The organism is Pelagibacterium sp., assembly GCF_048264985.1.
Classification (GTDB): domain Bacteria; phylum Pseudomonadota; class Alphaproteobacteria; order Rhizobiales; family Devosiaceae; genus Pelagibacterium.
Window position 1 is genome coordinate 1,690,664 of sequence record NZ_JBLXCL010000001.1, and the last position, 16,159, is coordinate 1,706,822.

The following is a 16,159-nucleotide window of genomic DNA, read 5'->3' on the forward strand; positions in this document are numbered from 1 at the left end:
TTTAACTTGCCCTTGATTGCGAGCATGTCCACAGAACTGTTCACAGCAATGCGCCGTAATTATGAAAGCTCTTGCGGTGCACTCACGCCTAGAAGATCAAGGCCGCTACCGAGAACTCGGCGCACGCCGTCAACAAGCGCGAGTCGAGCCAGCGTTAGTTTCGGGTCTTCATCGTTAACAAAGCGTAAGCTGGGATCTTCCTTGCCTTTACCCCAGAAGGCGTGAAACTGCGCAGCAAGGTCGTGCAAGTAAAACGCAAGTCTATGCGGCTCGTGCGCACGTGCCGCTGCTGCAACCTGCCGCGGCCATGATCCGAGCAACCGGATAAGCTCGATTTCTTCAGCGCTAGCCAGTGGCGAAAGGTCCGCGCCGGCCAAAGCAGTTTCCGAAGTGTCGAGGCCAGGCAAATCGCGTGCAGCGTTGCGGAACACCGAAAACGTCCGGGCATGAGCGTATTGAACGTAAAATACCGGATTGTCCTTGCTCTGCTCTTTGACGAGGGCAAAGTCGAAATCTAGCGTTGCATCGTTCCGGCGGAACAGAAGCATGAAACGTGTAGCATCTACGCCCACTTCTTCTACCACATCAGCAAGTGTCACCAAGTCACCGGAACGCTTGCTCATTTTTACTGGCTCGCCATTCCGCAACAGCTTGACCAGCTGGCAAAATCTAACGTCTGCGGATGCCTTGCCACCAGAAACTGCCTTCACTGCTGCCTCGATGCGTGTTGCATACCCGGCATGGTCGGCGCCCAGAACGTCGATAAGCGTCGTGAACCCCCGAAGTACTTTGTTGCGGTGATAAGCGATATCGGCAGCAAAATATGTGTAGCTGCCATCCGATTTGATCAGCGCGCGATCCACATCGTCGCCGAACTGAGTTGCCCGGAACAGCGTCTGTTCACGGTCTTCCCAATCGTCGGGCAGTTTACCTTTCGGCGGTTCGAGCCGACCTTCATAGACAAGATCTTCTTCACGCAGCCAGGCAAGTGTTTTCTCGATCTCGCCACCGGGCCCGTGCAACGTCTTCTCGGAGAAGAACACGTCGTGCTCGATATTGAGTTTTTTCAGGTCAGCCTTGATCAGCTCGAGCATCGCAGCGAGCACATGCTGCTTTACCGGCGCCAGCCATGCAGCTTCGGGCTTGTCGAGCAGGCTGTTTCCGAACTCTTCGACGAGCGCCTTCCCCACTGGCACAAGATAGTCACCAGGATAGAACCCGGACGGAATTTCTATGGCCTCGCCCAAAGCCTCGCGATAGCGCAGAAAGGCTGACCGGGCCAGCGTATCCACCTGAGAGCCGGCGTCATTAATGTAATATTCCTTGGAGACATCATAACCTGCATAGGCAAGCAGTGACGCCAACGCATCGCCATAAACGGCGCCACGCGTATGACCGACATGCATAGGGCCGGTTGGATTGGCCGAGACATACTCGACATTGACCTTTTCACCTTGCCCCACATCGGCGCGCCCAAACCAGTCGCCGCGCTCTGCGATCGAAGCGAGAACCTTGTGCCAAACACTTTGGTAAAGCCGGAAGTTGATAAAGCCAGGGCCGGCGATTTCAACCGAAGCGACGTCCTCATCGACGGCAAAGCGCTCGGAGATCGCTGCGGCGATCTCCCGCGGATTTTTGCCCAGCGGCTTGGCAACAACCATGGCGGCGTTGGTCGACAGGTCTCCATGGGCGGCATCGCGAGGTGGCTCCACAACGACGCGGGCCAGCAAATCTCGATTCTCGGCCAGTTCAGGAAAACTTGCGATCAGCGCATCAGTGACGCGCCCTTCAAAGAGGGCAAACACATCCATGATAGGAACCTATGATTGGAACTTGAGGCCAACACGTCAATATGGGCGTGATGGAGGGACTACATCATTGGCCTTCACGAGCCCGGCGTCGCACCCATCGATACGCAAGCACCAGGAGCGCGGACAGCCGGGATTTTCAGCCCGCCATTACGCCAATATCGGCATGTCGGGGCGGGTTACCGGAATTCCGGTCTTTCGTCAAACAAACGGGCATGCTCATCAAGCGCAAATGGATCGGTCATTCCGGCGACAAAGTCGCAAACAATCCGCGCACGGGCCGACTCGGACGTCGCAGCGCTATAGGCAAGGCCCCAGCGGCCAGGCATATCCCCTTCGAAAAAATAGGCATCGAAGAGCTTGCCGACGACGGCTTCGCTTTCGCGCACTGGCCCCATTACCCGTGAATCACGATAAACCTTGGCGAACAGAAACGCCTTGAGGTTGGCCACGTCGACGGCCATCTCACTGGGAAACCCGATCAAGGCCCGTCCCGCACGCCGAACATCGTCTGCATTTTTTGGTCCGGCGTCGATCAAACGCTCAGCACTCTCAGCGATTACCGCTTCGATCGTCCGCGTAATCAGGCGTCGTTGAACCTCATGGATCTGTCGCCCGCGCTCAAGGCCCGGCCACATTTCGATAACTTCGCGGGCTATTGGCCCGACCAACGGCACATCTGCCAGATCACCAATGACCAAAAGTCCCGCCCGCACCGCGTCATCGATATCATGAGCGTTATAGGCGATATCGTCGGCAATCGCCGCCACCTGTGCCTCAAGGCAGGCATACGTTTCCGGCAACAGATCAGCGCTTGCCGGAATTTCAGCGAGCACGGCTTCAATCTCTTGGCCATGCTCGGATGCTCCGCCCACAACGGGTCCGTTGTGTTTTAAGATGCCCTCAAGGGTTTCCCAGGTGAGGTTGAGCCCGTCGTGTTCGGCATAGCGATTTTCGAGGACGCCAACCACGCGCAACGCCTGCACATTGTGATCGAATCCACCGAGCTCGAACATTTTCTCCGAAAGCACGCGCTCTCCTGCATGCCCAAATGGCGTATGCCCAAGATCGTGCGACAGCGCCACAGCCTCGGCAAGGTCCTCATTAAGTCGCAGCGCTCGGGCGATCGAACGCGCAATCTGGCTCACCTCAAGGGTGTGGGTCAGGCGCGTGCGAAAATGCTGCCCCTCGTGATGGAGAAAAACCTGCGTCTTATGCTGGAGGCGCCGGAACGCTGTGGAGTGAATAATCCGGTCACGATCTCTCTGAAATTCATTTCGCGTGGGACTGGCCGAGGGCCTGTGAACACGGCCCCGCGACCGCGCTGGATCTTCGGCATAGACCGCATGCATATCACTCATGTGGGCGTGCCCCTTTTCATCGTCGCTCTACGATCTTATGTTGGAGGTCGAAAGTTCAAACAACGCAGCAGCGCCATGACCGATATTCAACTATCACCAAACGAGGTCGTTTTGACAGAGCGCGCCGCCAAGCGGATAAATCGCATTCTGTCAAAAGAAGAGCCGGGAACCGTTCTGCGCATCGCCGTAGCAGGCGGAGGGTGTTCCGGGTTTCAATATGAATACAACATCGTCAAGGAAGATCCCACCGACGACGACCTGATCCTCACTCGCGATGGCGCCACCGTCTACATCGATTCGATGAGCCTTGAATTTATGGGCGGCTCTGAAATCGATTTTGTCGATGACCTGATCGGGCAGTCTTTCCAGATCAAGAACCCCAATGCTGTGGCCGCTTGCGGTTGTGGGACAAGCTTTGCAGTCTGAACACCGCATTTTCCGGGTCGCTTTGAGACCGCTATAGTGTTTACCTCCGCGCACGCGAATTGTGCAGAGGGCAAACTATGAGCACTGAATTTCTGATCACGGCATTGATTGTCTGCCTGCTGCCCGGCTCGGGCGTACTTTATACGCTTGCTGTGGGGCTGGGCCGCGGGTTCAAGGCCTCAGTCGCCGCAGCGTTCGGCTGCACTATGGGCATCATACCATCGGCTTTAGCGTCTATCGTGGGACTGGCCGCCATCTTCCATGCCAGCGCATTGGCCTTCCAGCTTCTGAAATATGCTGGCGTTGCCTATCTACTTTATATGGCGTGGTCGATTCTACGTTCAGGCGGCGCAATGGGACTCCAGGCTGACAACACGCCAGCATCGATGACAAAGATTGCCACAAGTGGCGGGCTCATCAACATCCTCAATCCCAAATTAAGCCTGTTTTTCCTTGCTTTCCTTCCTCAGTTCGTCGCGCTCGACACGCCCAATGCCACCCCAACACTGGCCTTGCATGCTGCGGCGTTCATGGCGATAACCTTCGTGACATTCGTCGGGTATGGAGCCTGCGCCGCCTTGGCGCGAGACTATGTAATCTCTCGACCCGACGTGCTCAAATGGATCAGGCGCAGCTTTGCCGGCACATTTGGCCTGCTTGGCCTGCGCCTTGCACTTTCAGATCACTGACCAACAAACGAGACGGCACGATGCGCATAGCGACCTGGAACATCAACGGCATCAATGCGCGCCTCCCGGCCGTCCTCACCTGGCTTGACGAAACCAAGCCCGACATCGTCGGCCTGCAGGAAATAAAGTGCCTTGATGAGAACTTTCCCCGCGCCGAGTTCGAATCACGTGGGTACAATGTGGAAACCCACGGCCAAAAGAGCTTTAACGGCGTCGCCCTCCTCTCCAAACTTCCCTTCGACGAAGTTCATCGCCGGCTGCCAGGCAATGACGACGATCCCCAATCTCGGCTTATCGAGGGCGTTTTTTCAACCGAAGACGGCGGTGTCGTGCGCGTTTGCAATATCTACCTGCCTAACGGAAATCCTGTCGATACAGAAAAATTCCCTTACAAGCTGGGCTGGATGGACCGTCTCCACGACTTCGTCGAACAGCGCTTGAGCTATGAAGAGCCGTTCATCCTGATGGGCGACTTCAATCTCATCCCAACTGGCGATGACTGCCATGATCCGTCGGCGTGGTGGGGCGATGCCCTGTTCCGGCCCGAGAGCCTGGAAAAATGGCGCCGTCTGGTCAATCTGGGGCTGACCGATGCGTTGCGCGCCACGACCGGCGATCAGGCATTCACGTTCTGGGATTTTCAAGCCGGCGCCTGGCGCCGCAACGCAGGTATTCGCATAGATCACCTATTGCTTTCACCCCAGGCAGCCGACCGCCTCACCGGCGTTACCGTCCACAAAGACACCCGGGGTTGGGAAAAGCCATCGGACCACGTTCCTGTAGAGGGCGATTTCGCCCTTGCCGGCCTATCGGTAAAAGCGGCCTAGAAGTCGGCGAACTGGCTTCCCAGCGTATCGGCAGCGCGTACGGCCGCCTCGGCTTGTGCAGGGTCAACCTGCGCCATGGCGCCCTCCGTCAGTTCCCGGATCCAGCCTTCATCGCTGGTTCCAAGCGCCGAGCGGTAAGCAATGTTGAGCCACATCAGCCCTTCGACCGGCTGCGCTTCGATGCCATTTCCCACAACGAGCATTTCGCCCAACCGTGCCTGCGCCCCCGAATGTCCCTTGCGGGCGGCCAGCGACAGCCAGCGCGCGCCCTGCAATGGGTTCACGCCAAATCCGTCAGGATCGAGATACAACATGCCGACCTTGAACTGCGCATCCGCATCACCAAAATAAGTTGCCGCATGCATTAGGAGCGTATGTCCCCGCGATGCATCCTCGGGAATGCCCGCATCGGGAACCCCATGCAGATAGTAATCACCGATCTTGACGAAGGACTGCGCAACGATATCCGCATCGAGCGAGCTTGGCGGTGCGTCGGCATTTTCATTGGCAATGCGGGAAAAATATTGAAAGGCCTTTGCCGGGTCCTTTTGAACCCCTGCCCCAGTTTCATACATGGTGCCAAGCTGCCAAAGCGCGATTGGCTGGCCGGCGTCTGCAGCACCCTCAAGGGCAGAGACGAGATTGTCGCCGCTCAACTCAGTCGCCGTTACACCGTCAAGCATCTGCGCCAGCTCCTGGGCGGCATCAAGCGCACTTTGGGCATAGACTGGCGCCACTAACCCGAAGGACAGTACGGCCGAACAGGTCGCAGCCAGAGCGAACGCGGTACTCCTGACTTTAGGCATAACACACCTTCTCACGCCCCCCGCGCGCAGCGCTCGCACTCTTATGTGCGTGCCCACTGCCGGACGGGGAAAATCTACCGTATCATTATCGACGGCAGATCGTGTGTCCGCCGCCACCCTGTAGTTTTTTGTTGTTTGTGCCTTCACATTCCGCGCGGCGAAACACGCCGCCACACGAGCAAATGGCTGAACCTTCAATAGCGGTTCATATGTTTGATTGAACCTACGATAACGGCTCATTGTGTCGGCATTAGAGCAAACGCCCGTCACCAAAATATCAGCGCACGCGCTTGCCAGATGGCCGATGTTGTCCCCCCTGTGGGCCTTGCCTTTTGCCATTTCTGTCCTGCTCCTGCCCAAACACGCGACAGTGTCGCGTCTTGGGCTCCGGTCGGCAGGCATGCAGCCCGATGCGCCAAAGCGCGCACCACGATCCTATCTCCGCCCACCGCCAACCGTTCTCCGGCTGGTTTAGGGTAAGATTGTGGCATGGGCCCTTAGCAAAACGTGACCGCGCATGGCGCGATCACGAGTCTGTCGAGAGTGTAGCAAAATTATCACAAAGATGGGCCGCTTAGGTCATCCCAGCGAGGCTAATGCCTGGTGCAGCTTGTCGCGCCGCGCCTTGGCTTCGACAAGGCGCTCTTTCTGCTCCTCGACAACGTCCTCGGGTGCCTTGGCCAGAAACTGCTCATTGCCGAGCTTTTTCTCAAGCCCACCAATCTCACCTTCAAGTTTCTTGACGTCCTTGGATAGCCGTTGGCGCTCGGCGGCGATGTCGATGAGATCGGCAAGAGGCAGCCCCCAGCTTGCCTCGCCCACGACGAACTGAGCGGTACTGGGAGGAATGACTTCAACGGCATCTATAGTCGACACACGCGCCAACCGCTCGATGGCTGCGCGATGCGCCGCCATCCGTGCCGACGTCTCGGCGCTTGCGCCCACAACGACCAGCGGCACCTTGGCCCCGGCGGGAACGTTCATTTCTGTCCGCACCGAGCGAATGGCCGAAATCACCTCAATCAGCCAGCCCAGTTCGGCGCCCGCCTGCGGATAGGAAATCGCGTCGAGCACCGGCCAGTCGGCCAGCATAAGATACCCCTCGCGCTTCGGACCGCTCTTGCCGGTTTCCGCCCAAAGCTCTTCGGTCACAAACGGCATGAACGGATGCAGCATTTTCAGGATCTGGTCGAGCGCCCAGGCCGCCGCGGCCCGCGTCTCGGCCTTCGCCACTTCATCGGCGCCCGAGAATGTGGGCTTTGCCAGTTCCACGAACCAGTCGCAGAAAGTGCCCCACACAAAGTCGTAGGCATGATTGGCCGCCTCGTTGAACTTGTACTCTATGATTGCCTTTTCGACATTGGCCACGGCCCGCGCCGTGGCGCCGGCGATCCACTGGTTGAGCGGGGCCGACAATGTCGTTGGATCGAACCCCTCAATCCGTGCGCACTCGTTCATTTCGAGAAACCGCGCCGCGTTCCAGAGCTTGGTGACGAAGTTGCGGTAACCCTCGACCCGGCTCATAGCCAGCTTGATATCGCGTCCCTGCGCCGCCATCGCGGCCAGGGTGAACCGCGTGGCGTCGGCCCCATAGGCATCGACAAGCTCAAGCGGATCGATGACGTTGCCTTTCGACTTCGACATCTTCTGGCCCTTCTCATCGCGGACCAGCGCATGCACGTAGATGGTCTCGAAAGGCTCTTCACCCGTAAATTCAAGACCCAGCATCATCATCCTGGCAACCCAGAAGAAAATGATATCGAATCCGGTCACCAGCGTCGCTGTGGGGTAGTAGCTTTCAAGCTCTTTTGTCTGCTGCGGCCAACCCATAGTCGAGAAAGGCCACAGGCCCGAGGAGAACCAGGTGTCCAGCACGTCTTCGTCGCGCGTCAGCTCAACCGGCTCGCCATAATGAGCCTCGGCGGCCTTTGCGGCGCCCGCTTCGTCATAATCGACAAACACCTGTCCATCAGGACCATACCAGGCCGGGATTTGATGTCCCCACCACAATTGGCGCGAAATGCACCAGGGCTGGATGTTGTCCATCCATGAGAAATAGGTGTTTTCCCAACTCTTTGGCACGAACTTGGTGCGCCCCTCGCGCACGGAGGCGATCGCCGGCTGTGCGAGCACTTCGGCGTTCACGAACCACTGGTCGGTCAGAAAAGGCTCGATCACAACCTTCGAGCGATCGCCGAATGGCTGCATGATCTTCTTGTCCTCGACCAGCACCATCAGTCCTCCGGCATCGATGTCGGCAACGATCTTCTTGCGCGCCTCGAACCGATCCAGGCCCCGATATTCATCGGGAACGATATTGATGGCAGTGGTCACGGCATCGTCGAAGTCCATTTCGCCGCGTGCGATCTTGCCGGCCAGCAAGGCTTGCTGCTCATAAGGCGCACCGTCGGCCCGCATTGCTGCCTTCTCGTCGAGCAGCGCATACATTGGAATGGCGTTGCGCCGGGCAACTTCATAATCGTTGAAATCATGCGCGCCAGTGATCTTGACCGCGCCGGAACCGAACTCGGGATCGGGGTACTCATCGGTAATGATCGGGATGAGACGCCGGTGTTCTTTTGGACCCACCGGTATCTCGCACATCTTGCCGACGATGGGTGCATAGCGCTCGTCGTCGGGATGCACGGCAACGGCGCCATCGCCCAACATCGTCTCGGGCCGGGTGGTCGCTATCGAAATGTAGTCGCGCTCTTCTTCCAGCACCACATTTCCATCGGCGTCCTTTTCGACGTACGTATAGGTCTCGCCACCGGCCAGCGGGTATTTGAAATGCCACATATGGCCGTTGACTTCGGTGTTCTCGACTTCGAGATCGGAAATGGCAGTCTCGAACTGCGGATCCCAGTTAACCAGCCGCTTCGCACGATAGATCAGATCCTTGCGGTACAGTTCCACAAAGACCTTGCGCACGGCCTCTGAAAGCCCCTCGTCCATGGTGAAGCGCTCGCGCGACCAATCGCACGACGCCCCCAACCGCTTGAGCTGATTGAGAATCGTCCCGCCACTTTCGGCCTTCCATTCCCAAACCTTTCCAAGAAAAGCTTCACGCCCGATTTCGCGGCGAGTTGGCTCCTGGCGCTCCATCATCCGGCGCTCGACAACCATCTGGGTCGCGATGCCCGCATGGTCGGTGCCTGGTTGCCAAAGCACGTTTTTGCCACGCATGCGCTCGAAGCGCACAAGAACATCCTGGATGGTGTTGTTGAGCGCGTGCCCGATATGCAACGAACCCGTCACGTTTGGCGGCGGAATGACGACCGAATAGCTCTCGGCACCCGGCTTGCTGCCAGCGCCGGCCCTGAAGGCGCCAGCCTCTTCCCAGGAGCCGTAGATACGCCCTTCGACCGAGCGCGGTTCATAGGTCTTTTCGATCATCTGTGCCGGTATCCCTAGAGCGCGTCCAGATAAAGTGGCCGACACTTTGTCTGGACGCGCGATAAAACAAAAACGAGATTTCTCTTGGTTGTATGACCAGTTAGATCAGGGTGATCCGAAATGAAATTCAGCAGAGACCGGCTCCGACGATCACGCGCCTCACCATCACCTAACTGGCCACACAATCAAGAACGACGACCCGCCCCTATGATGGGACGGGTCTTGAAAGTGTGTTTCTACGTGTAAAGCCAAGCCGGACGGCGAAGTCAACCGCGCGATGCGCGCTCGATCTCCTGCGCGATAAGTCGCTCAACCATCGAAGGCAAGTTTTCCTCGAGCCAGTCCTTGAGCATGGGACGTAGCATTTCGCGTATCATCGCCTCAATTGTGAGGCCGCTCGCGCCAACCGCCATGTCATGCGCGGCCTTGGGCGCGCCAAGCTTAGCAAATGCCGAGCGGACTGCGGCGGATGTCGCCGGCTCCAGCAATTCGTCGGCGAGATCGCTGCTCAAATCTGGATCGGGCATCGGCGCGGCTTGAGAAAAATTACCCGACGGCCGGGCACTCTGCTGCTGTTCAGGGGCAGGCTCTTCTTCCGGCTCCGGCTCCGGCGCTGGCGCTGGTGCTGGCTTCGCCTGCATCTGTGGCGAAGGCCGAGGTGCTGGCTCTTCGTCTTTGTCGAGCTGGAATGCCACATCGTCTGGCACTACAAGCTCTGCAGCCAGTTCCGCGGCGATATCAAGGCTCGCCGCTGACGGCATTTCCTTTTCCTGCGCTTCCGGCTCAAACTCATCGGGCTCTGCCGTAGCGGTTTCCACGATCTGTTCGGGCGAAAGTGCCAGCGGGGCCACCGTATCGTCATCATCGTCGCTGAAAGGGTCGATCTCGGCAGCCGACGGCATCGCGGCAACAGGCTCGGGAGCCGGCACGGGCTTGAGAGCACTAGCCTTGGCTACCGGCATCTTCTGGGCTGCTGCCTCGTCATCGTCGGCGATAATCTGCCGTATCGACGAGAGGATTTCGTCCATTGTCGGTTCTTTTGATGCCGGCTGGTTCATATCTGCCCCGATTTCGTTCTGGCCGCCTTGGCCGGTACTCAGTACTGGCAGCGAAAATGGCGCGCAGGCGCTGATTCGCTTTACAACACCTTAACGTGAGAGCTTGGCGCCAGAAAAGAGAAACGCCCCGGCGAGGGGGCGTAATCCACGGAAAAGCAGCGGTATTTGTATTCTAGCGTAGGTTACCCCACGCATCGGCTGGCGCTGCGGGTGCTACTGCCGGGACTATAACGGTGCCCTCGACATTGCGTTGCTGCACGGGCAGCCCCAAATGCTGGGCGCTGAGCGTACCCATCGCCGCAATCAGCGAATAGGCGGCGATTGTCCTTTGCGACTGCGCCGAAATCAGCGTTTCTTCGACGGAGGCAACTGAGGACCGCGCATCGAGAACATCGAGAGTGGTCGCCTGACCAAGCTCGTTTTGATCGACTGTCGCCTGCAAAGCCAGGCGGCTGGCCGCAACAGCCGCGGTCGCAGCTTCGATCTGCGCAGTGGCGGCCTGAACGCCCGCCCAGCCCTGACGAACAGCCTCAACGATCTGATCGCGAGTTGCGAACCCTTCAAGCTGGCTTTGGATCTGGCCGATATTGGCCTGTTCAACCGAAGGCGTTCGGCTGGGAACAAAGATCGGCACGCTCAACCGCAGGCTCACGCTCGCTTCTGTCGCCACAGTGCCGCCGGTCCACCCCCCTGCACCAACCTGGCCATTGATCGAGAGATTGGGGCCGAAGCTGGCAAGCGTTTCCTCATAGCCAAACTGCGCGGCGCGCAACTGGGCGGCCGATGCCAGAAGTGCGGGATGTCCGCTATTGGCGCGCCCCAGCGCTGCATCGAGCGAACTCGGCAATAAGGATGAAAAATTGTAGCCGCCAGACAGGCTTCCGGGCGCGCGTCCAACCCATCGCTGGTAATTGGCCTCGCTGATGCGCAAATTGTTGATAGCGCCCTGATATGATGCAGTCGATTGCGCAAGGCTCGCTTCGGCCTGCGAAACTTCGAGCTGCGTGCCCTCGCCCAGTTCGAGTCTATCGCGTGCCGATCCAACTTGCGCCCGAACGAACCCGACGCTCTCCTCGCGAATCTGTACGATCCGCCGGTTGGTCACGACGTTTACATATGCCTGAATGACCGATAGCAGAACGTTCTGCTCGGCATTCTTGGCACCATACACTGCAGCGTCATATTGCGCCTCGGCACCGCTGATCGCGGCGCTGGTCGCATGGTTGTCAAAAAGTGTCTGCGAATAGCTAAGCCCGACGGTATCGCTGGGACCACCCCGCGAGGGAATGTTTGACCAGGTATTGCCAATGCTCGCTTCAGCGCCAATCGTTGGCAGCGCCGCGCCTTCAGCGGCAATGATTCCCTGACGGGCCGCACGTACGGATAGGAATGAACTGGCGATGTCAGGATTGTTCTCGTACGCGTAGGCCATAGCAGACGTCAGGCTTTCCGCCTGTGCACCAGAGACCATGCTCATCAGTGCAATGACGCTCACACTCAATACTTGATTAAATTTCATCGCCTGCGCCTCCAGCGCTGCCTCAAACTACGGGCGCGCAGCCATCCGTTCAACGCCAAACGGAGAGATTACCCTAAATTTGATGCATGTAGCATTAATGCCGTTGCGTGTCGGTAACACCGGGCGGCGCATTGGACCTTAAACTGCCTCAGAAAACAAAATCCGGCGCAGGCGCGAATCGCCCCAAAACCGGAATGCTCGCATTAAAACTCGGCTGCGGCGCCACATCATTGCCCGTCTTGATGAAAAGGTTGGCCACTGCGGCGTTACCCGAGCCGATAACCGCAACCAGTCGTCCGCCGTCACGCAGTTGAGCCAGGAAGGCCTGAGGCACCATATCCACCGCCCCCTCAACAATTATGACATCGAAAGGCGCTTCCTTGGCCACTCCATTCTCGATCGGACCGGCCACTGCGGCCGCGTTGCCGATATCGAGATCGGAGAGAATGTCGTTGGCGCGCCCCGCCAGAACCTCGTCGCTTTCCAGGGCCACAACGGCGTTGGCCAACAACGACAGCACAGCGGCCGAATAGCCGGTGCCGCATGCTACATCGAGAACGACATCCTGGCTGGACACTTCAGCGAGCTGCACCAGCCGTGCAAAATCTGCGGGCGATGCCATCGTCCTGGTAGGCGAAAGCGCAATCGGTTCGTCGCTATAGGCAAACCCCGCATGCGTATCGGGCACGAAACGTTCACGTGGAATACGGTTCATCGCGTCCAGAATACGCCAATCGGTAATCCCGCTCGTTCGCAACTGGTTGTCGACCATCGTCCGGCGCGCGCGCGAAAAATCCATCGAACTGCCTTCCATAAGTGCTTTCGGCCCTGATGACCGGTCAATACCGCCGCCTGCGAACCGACGCAAGGCTTTACCCTGCTCTCTTGCCCATCAGTTTGGGAGCGGCACTCACCAATTGCCGCGTATAGGCGTGTTGAGGATCCTCCAGCACCTGTTCAGTCGTCCCCTGCTCGATGATTCGCCCCCCCTCCATCACCAGCACCCTGTCGGTGATGGCCCGAACCACCTGCAGATCATGAGCTATGAACAGATAACTGATCCTCGCACGTTGCGATATTTCGGCAAGAAGATCGAGAATGTGCGCCCGGATGGAAACGTCTAATGCCGAAACCGCCTCGTCGAGGATAATCAGCGCCGGCTCGATCACCAATGCACGCGCAATGGCGATCCGCTGACGCTGCCCGCCGGAAAATTCGTGAATGTAACGCCCCGCCGCTGCCGGATCGATCTGAACCGATTCGAGCGCTTTGGCCACAAGGCCCTCGCGCGCCGCCCCGTGTGGCGCTGCTCGGCCCAGGAGATGAAGCGGCTCGGCCACCAAGCGTCCAACCCGATGCCGTGGATCGAACGACCCATAAGGGTCCTGGAACACCATCTGCATATCACGCAGTGTAAGCCGTGCTGCGCGCCCCGCTCGCTTCACCTGCTGGTCTGCAAATCGCACGTGTCCGGCGTCGAGGGGCTCCAGTCCTAAAATGGCGCGCGCCAGCGTCGATTTCCCGCTACCGCTTTCTCCCACCAGCCCAACACTCTCGCCTTGGGCGATCGTTAGACTGACATTATCCAATGCCCGGAAGACCTTGCGCGCACTCGGAACCACGCCCGACCGCAACTTGTAGTCGCGGCTTGCCCCTTCAACCTGCAACAGAACTTTGCCAATCGCCCGGCTTGCGCGGGTCGGCACGTGGGTACTCGCGGATACGAGCTGTTGCGTGTACCCTGACTTCGGTTCGGAGATAACCGCGGCGACAGGACCGGATTCGACGATCCTGCCCTCTTTCAGAACGGCGACTGCGTCGGCCATCTGCGACACGACGGCAAGGTCGTGTGTGATCAGCAGCAGGGCCATGCCCTCCTCACGGACAAGCCCTGCCAACAGCTCCAAAATTTGCGCCTGCGTTGTCACATCGAGCGCTGTTGTCGGCTCATCGGCAATCAACAGTTTCGGGCGCAAGGCAATCGCCATAGCGATGCCCACCCGCTGGCGTTGACCGCCGGAAAGTTCGTGCGGATACCGCGAAGGCGATATCTTCGCACCGGGCAAACCAACCCGTTCAAGCGTTTTTGCTGCCAACGCCCTGGCGTCCCTGCGCTCCAGATTTTGATGAACGCGAACCGTCTCGGCCACTTGATCGCCAATGGTCATTAGCGGGTTGAGCGCCGTCATCGGCTCCTGGAATATCATTCCTATGAACTGGCCACGCAAACGGTTCATGTCGGCTTCGCTTGCAGACACCAAGTCGCGCCCATCGAACCCGATGACACCGTTCAATATGGCAGTGCTTGGCAGCAGCCCCATGACCGAAAGCGCTGTCAGCGACTTACCAGAGCCCGATTCGCCAACTAGCCCCACGACCTGACCCGCCCCAATTTCAAGCGACACATCGCTGAGAATCGAGGTGTCACCGATGGTCAGGTCCAATTTTTCGATTTTGAGCAGGTTCATCGTACGGCCCGTCCCAACCGCGGATCGAGCAGATCGCGCAATCCGTCGCCGAACAGATTCAGCCCCAGCACCGACAAAACAATCGCCAGCCCCGGAACCAGGGCCACATGCGGCGCAAATGAGATCATCGTCTGGGCTTCTGCCAGCATCCGTCCCCAGCTGGGCACAGGCGGCTGAGCGCCCAAGCCCACATAAGCCAGCCCCGCCTCTGCAAGGATCGCCAGCGAAAACTGAATGGTCGCCTGAACAATAAGCATATTGGCGATATTGGGCAGCACGTGCTCGAGCGAGATCATCGCCCTGCCCTTTCCCGCCAGTCGCGCTGCCATGATGAACTCACGCTGCCACACGCTCATTGCCGCACCGCGGGTTAGTCGAGCAAAAACTGGAATGTTGAAAATGCCGATGGCGATGATCGCGTTGATCGCGCCAGGACCGAACACGGCTGTAATCAAAATAGCTATGATCAAGGCCGGGAAAGCGAACACCAGATCGTTGCCGCGCATTATAAGTTCATCAAGTGCAGAGCCGGCCCGTGACGCAGCCGACAACCCCAATGGCACGCCAACGCCCATGCCCAGGCCCACTGCCACCAGCGCCACTGCAATCGAGGTTTGCGCGCCCACAAGGATCATCGACACCATGTCGCGCCCAAAATGATCAGTCCCCAGCCAGTGTTCAGGACTGGGTGGCAACAGGCGTGTTACCACTGAAATCCGGGTCACATCATAAGGTGTCCATATCAGCGAAAGCAGCGCGAGACAGGCCAGCAACGCCGTCAGTACTGCACCAACTATAAGACCCGCACTACCCCGCCCGTTCACTGCTGCCCCCTGCGCAGGCGCGGATCGACAGCGGCATAGCCCAGATCGACGACAAACGTCACAACGATCACGGCGAAGACTAGGATCATCACCACCGAACGCACGACGATCAAATCCCGCGCCGTGATCGCTTGAAACGCCAACCGCCCCAGTCCAGGCAGGTAAAACACGTTCTCGATGATGATCGCCCCAGCCAGAAGAAACGAGAACTGTAGTCCCATGATCGTCAGAACAGGGATCAAAGCATTGCGAAACGCGTGCCGCCACAACGCTTGCCCCCTCGTCAGCCCCTTGGCCCGAGCCGTGCGGACATAGTCCTCATCAAGCGTATCGAGCAGACTTGAGCGCATGACCCGCGCAAGAATCGCCGCCTGCGGCAACGCCAGCGCGACTGATGGCAGGGTCAGCGCCATCACGGCCGCCACCGGGTCATCCCAACCGGGAAATCCACCCGACGAAAACCACCGCAAATTCACAGAGAACAACAGCACCAACAACATGGCAAACCAGAAATTGGGCAGCGCAATTCCGATCTGGGTCAATCCCATCGTGCCTACGTCCATCGGAGTATTGCGGTTGGTTGCCGCAAGCACGCCGAGTGGCACGCCAATAAGCGTGGCCAGAACAAGGGCGTAGAGCGCCAATGAGAGTGAAACCCAAAGTCGCGCTGCAATGAGATCGATCACCGCGGTCCGGTAGGTATAGCTGATCCCAAAATCGCCGGTCATCATCCCGCCCAGCCACGCCCAGTACCGCGCGAGAACTGGAGCATCGAGCCCCAATTGTGTCCGGAGTGCTGCCAGAGCTTCGGGAGATGCGTTGAGCCCTAGCATGAAACGCGCCGGGTCCCCCGGCAGCACCTCCAGAACGGCGAAAATCACTATGCTGGCCACAAGAAGGCTGAAGCTCAGAGACAGTGCACGGCGCAGCGCAAAGCTCAGCATCGGCCACCAGCAGGTCTGGCCGCGCCGCTCTCC

General features: G+C 58.6%; 13 protein-coding genes. 3 read left to right on the top strand and 10 right to left on the bottom strand.

Features of this window, described 5'->3' with window-relative positions; genetic code table 11:
* Window positions 1–59: 59 nt before the first annotated feature.
* On the bottom strand, window positions 60–1,811 hold the full coding sequence (gene argS, locus ACN0TA_RS08315) for an arginine--tRNA ligase (protein ID WP_417581661.1): 1,752 nt from the start codon (window positions 1,809–1,811) through the stop codon (window positions 60–62).
* Window positions 1,812–1,987: 176 nt separating this feature from the next.
* The gene (locus tag ACN0TA_RS08320) at window positions 1,988–3,160 is read right to left on the bottom strand and encodes a deoxyguanosinetriphosphate triphosphohydrolase (protein ID WP_417582104.1); all 1,173 of its coding nucleotides are present in this window, start codon (window positions 3,158–3,160) and stop codon (window positions 1,988–1,990) included.
* A gap of 84 nt (window positions 3,161–3,244) precedes the next feature.
* Here ACN0TA_RS08320 and ACN0TA_RS08325 point away from each other — a divergent pair, with 84 nt between their 5' ends.
* The 3 genes from ACN0TA_RS08325 (at window position 3,245) to xth (ending at window position 5,111) form a co-directional block, all read left to right on the top strand.
* On the top strand, window positions 3,245–3,595 hold the full coding sequence (locus ACN0TA_RS08325; RefSeq protein ID WP_417581663.1) for a HesB/IscA family protein: 351 nt from the start codon (window positions 3,245–3,247) through the stop codon (window positions 3,593–3,595).
* A gap of 77 nt (window positions 3,596–3,672) precedes the next feature.
* Complete coding sequence (locus tag ACN0TA_RS08330) at window positions 3,673–4,284, top strand: LysE family translocator (RefSeq protein ID WP_417581665.1); 612 nt, start codon at window positions 3,673–3,675, stop codon at window positions 4,282–4,284.
* Between the two features lie 20 nt (window positions 4,285–4,304).
* Window positions 4,305–5,111: an exodeoxyribonuclease III gene (xth, locus tag ACN0TA_RS08335; protein ID WP_417581667.1), complete on the top strand. Its 807-nt coding sequence runs from the start codon at window positions 4,305–4,307 to the stop codon at window positions 5,109–5,111.
* Here xth and ACN0TA_RS08340 read toward each other — a convergent pair.
* The 8 genes from ACN0TA_RS08340 to ACN0TA_RS08375 form a co-directional block, all read right to left on the bottom strand.
* Window positions 5,108–5,917 (bottom strand): tetratricopeptide repeat protein, encoded by an 810-nt coding sequence (locus ACN0TA_RS08340; RefSeq protein WP_417581669.1) that lies wholly within the window; start codon window positions 5,915–5,917, stop codon window positions 5,108–5,110. The genes xth and ACN0TA_RS08340 overlap by 4 nt on opposite strands.
* A 579-nt stretch (window positions 5,918–6,496) precedes the next feature.
* Window positions 6,497–9,313: a valine--tRNA ligase gene (locus ACN0TA_RS08345; RefSeq protein ID WP_417581671.1), complete on the bottom strand. Its 2,817-nt coding sequence runs from the start codon at window positions 9,311–9,313 to the stop codon at window positions 6,497–6,499.
* Between the two features lie 266 nt (window positions 9,314–9,579).
* Window positions 9,580–10,341 (bottom strand): DUF2497 domain-containing protein, encoded by a 762-nt coding sequence (locus tag ACN0TA_RS08350; RefSeq protein ID WP_417581673.1) that lies wholly within the window; start codon window positions 10,339–10,341, stop codon window positions 9,580–9,582.
* A gap of 202 nt (window positions 10,342–10,543) precedes the next feature.
* Window positions 10,544–11,890, bottom strand: coding sequence for a TolC family outer membrane protein (locus tag ACN0TA_RS08355; protein ID WP_417581675.1), 1,347 nt, complete (start codon window positions 11,888–11,890; stop codon window positions 10,544–10,546).
* 148 nt (window positions 11,891–12,038) lie between these two features.
* On the bottom strand, window positions 12,039–12,689 hold the full coding sequence (locus ACN0TA_RS08360; protein ID WP_417581677.1) for a protein-L-isoaspartate O-methyltransferase family protein: 651 nt from the start codon (window positions 12,687–12,689) through the stop codon (window positions 12,039–12,041).
* Window positions 12,690–12,762: 73 nt separating this feature from the next.
* A complete protein-coding gene (locus ACN0TA_RS08365; RefSeq protein ID WP_417581679.1) occupies window positions 12,763–14,358 on the bottom strand; it encodes an ABC transporter ATP-binding protein in 1,596 nt (531 codons plus the stop codon).
* Window positions 14,355–15,182, bottom strand: a complete 828-nt coding sequence (locus ACN0TA_RS08370; protein WP_417581681.1) for an ABC transporter permease — start codon at window positions 15,180–15,182, stop codon at window positions 14,355–14,357. Before ACN0TA_RS08370 ends, ACN0TA_RS08365 begins: the two co-directional genes overlap by 4 nt.
* Window positions 15,179–16,126 (bottom strand): ABC transporter permease, encoded by a 948-nt coding sequence (locus ACN0TA_RS08375; protein WP_417581683.1) that lies wholly within the window; start codon window positions 16,124–16,126, stop codon window positions 15,179–15,181. The genes ACN0TA_RS08370 and ACN0TA_RS08375 overlap by 4 nt, the downstream gene beginning before the upstream one ends.
* Window positions 16,127–16,159 lie beyond the last annotated feature (33 nt).

Excerpts from the sequence above, each read along its gene's own strand:
- argS (WP_417581661.1), bottom strand. The coding sequence starts at position 1,811 with ATGGATGTGTTTGCCCTCTTTGAAGGGCGCGTCACTGATGCGCTGATC.
- ACN0TA_RS08320 (WP_417582104.1), bottom strand. The coding sequence starts at position 3,160 with ATGCATGCGGTCTATGCCGAAGATCCAGCGCGGTCGCGGGGCCGTGTT.
- ACN0TA_RS08325 (WP_417581663.1), top strand. The coding sequence starts at position 3,245 with ATGACCGATATTCAACTATCACCAAACGAGGTCGTTTTGACAGAGCGC.
- ACN0TA_RS08330 (WP_417581665.1), top strand. The coding sequence starts at position 3,673 with ATGAGCACTGAATTTCTGATCACGGCATTGATTGTCTGCCTGCTGCCC.
- xth (WP_417581667.1), top strand. The coding sequence starts at position 4,305 with ATGCGCATAGCGACCTGGAACATCAACGGCATCAATGCGCGCCTCCCG.
- ACN0TA_RS08340 (WP_417581669.1), bottom strand. The coding sequence starts at position 5,917 with ATGCCTAAAGTCAGGAGTACCGCGTTCGCTCTGGCTGCGACCTGTTCG.
- ACN0TA_RS08345 (WP_417581671.1), bottom strand. The coding sequence starts at position 9,313 with ATGATCGAAAAGACCTATGAACCGCGCTCGGTCGAAGGGCGTATCTAC.
- ACN0TA_RS08350 (WP_417581673.1), bottom strand. The coding sequence starts at position 10,341 with ATGGACGAAATCCTCTCGTCGATACGGCAGATTATCGCCGACGATGAC.
- ACN0TA_RS08355 (WP_417581675.1), bottom strand. The coding sequence starts at position 11,890 with ATGAAATTTAATCAAGTATTGAGTGTGAGCGTCATTGCACTGATGAGC.
- ACN0TA_RS08360 (WP_417581677.1), bottom strand. The coding sequence starts at position 12,689 with ATGGATTTTTCGCGCGCGCGCCGGACGATGGTCGACAACCAGTTGCGA.
- ACN0TA_RS08365 (WP_417581679.1), bottom strand. The coding sequence starts at position 14,358 with ATGAACCTGCTCAAAATCGAAAAATTGGACCTGACCATCGGTGACACC.
- ACN0TA_RS08375 (WP_417581683.1), bottom strand. The coding sequence starts at position 16,126 with ATGCTGAGCTTTGCGCTGCGCCGTGCACTGTCTCTGAGCTTCAGCCTT.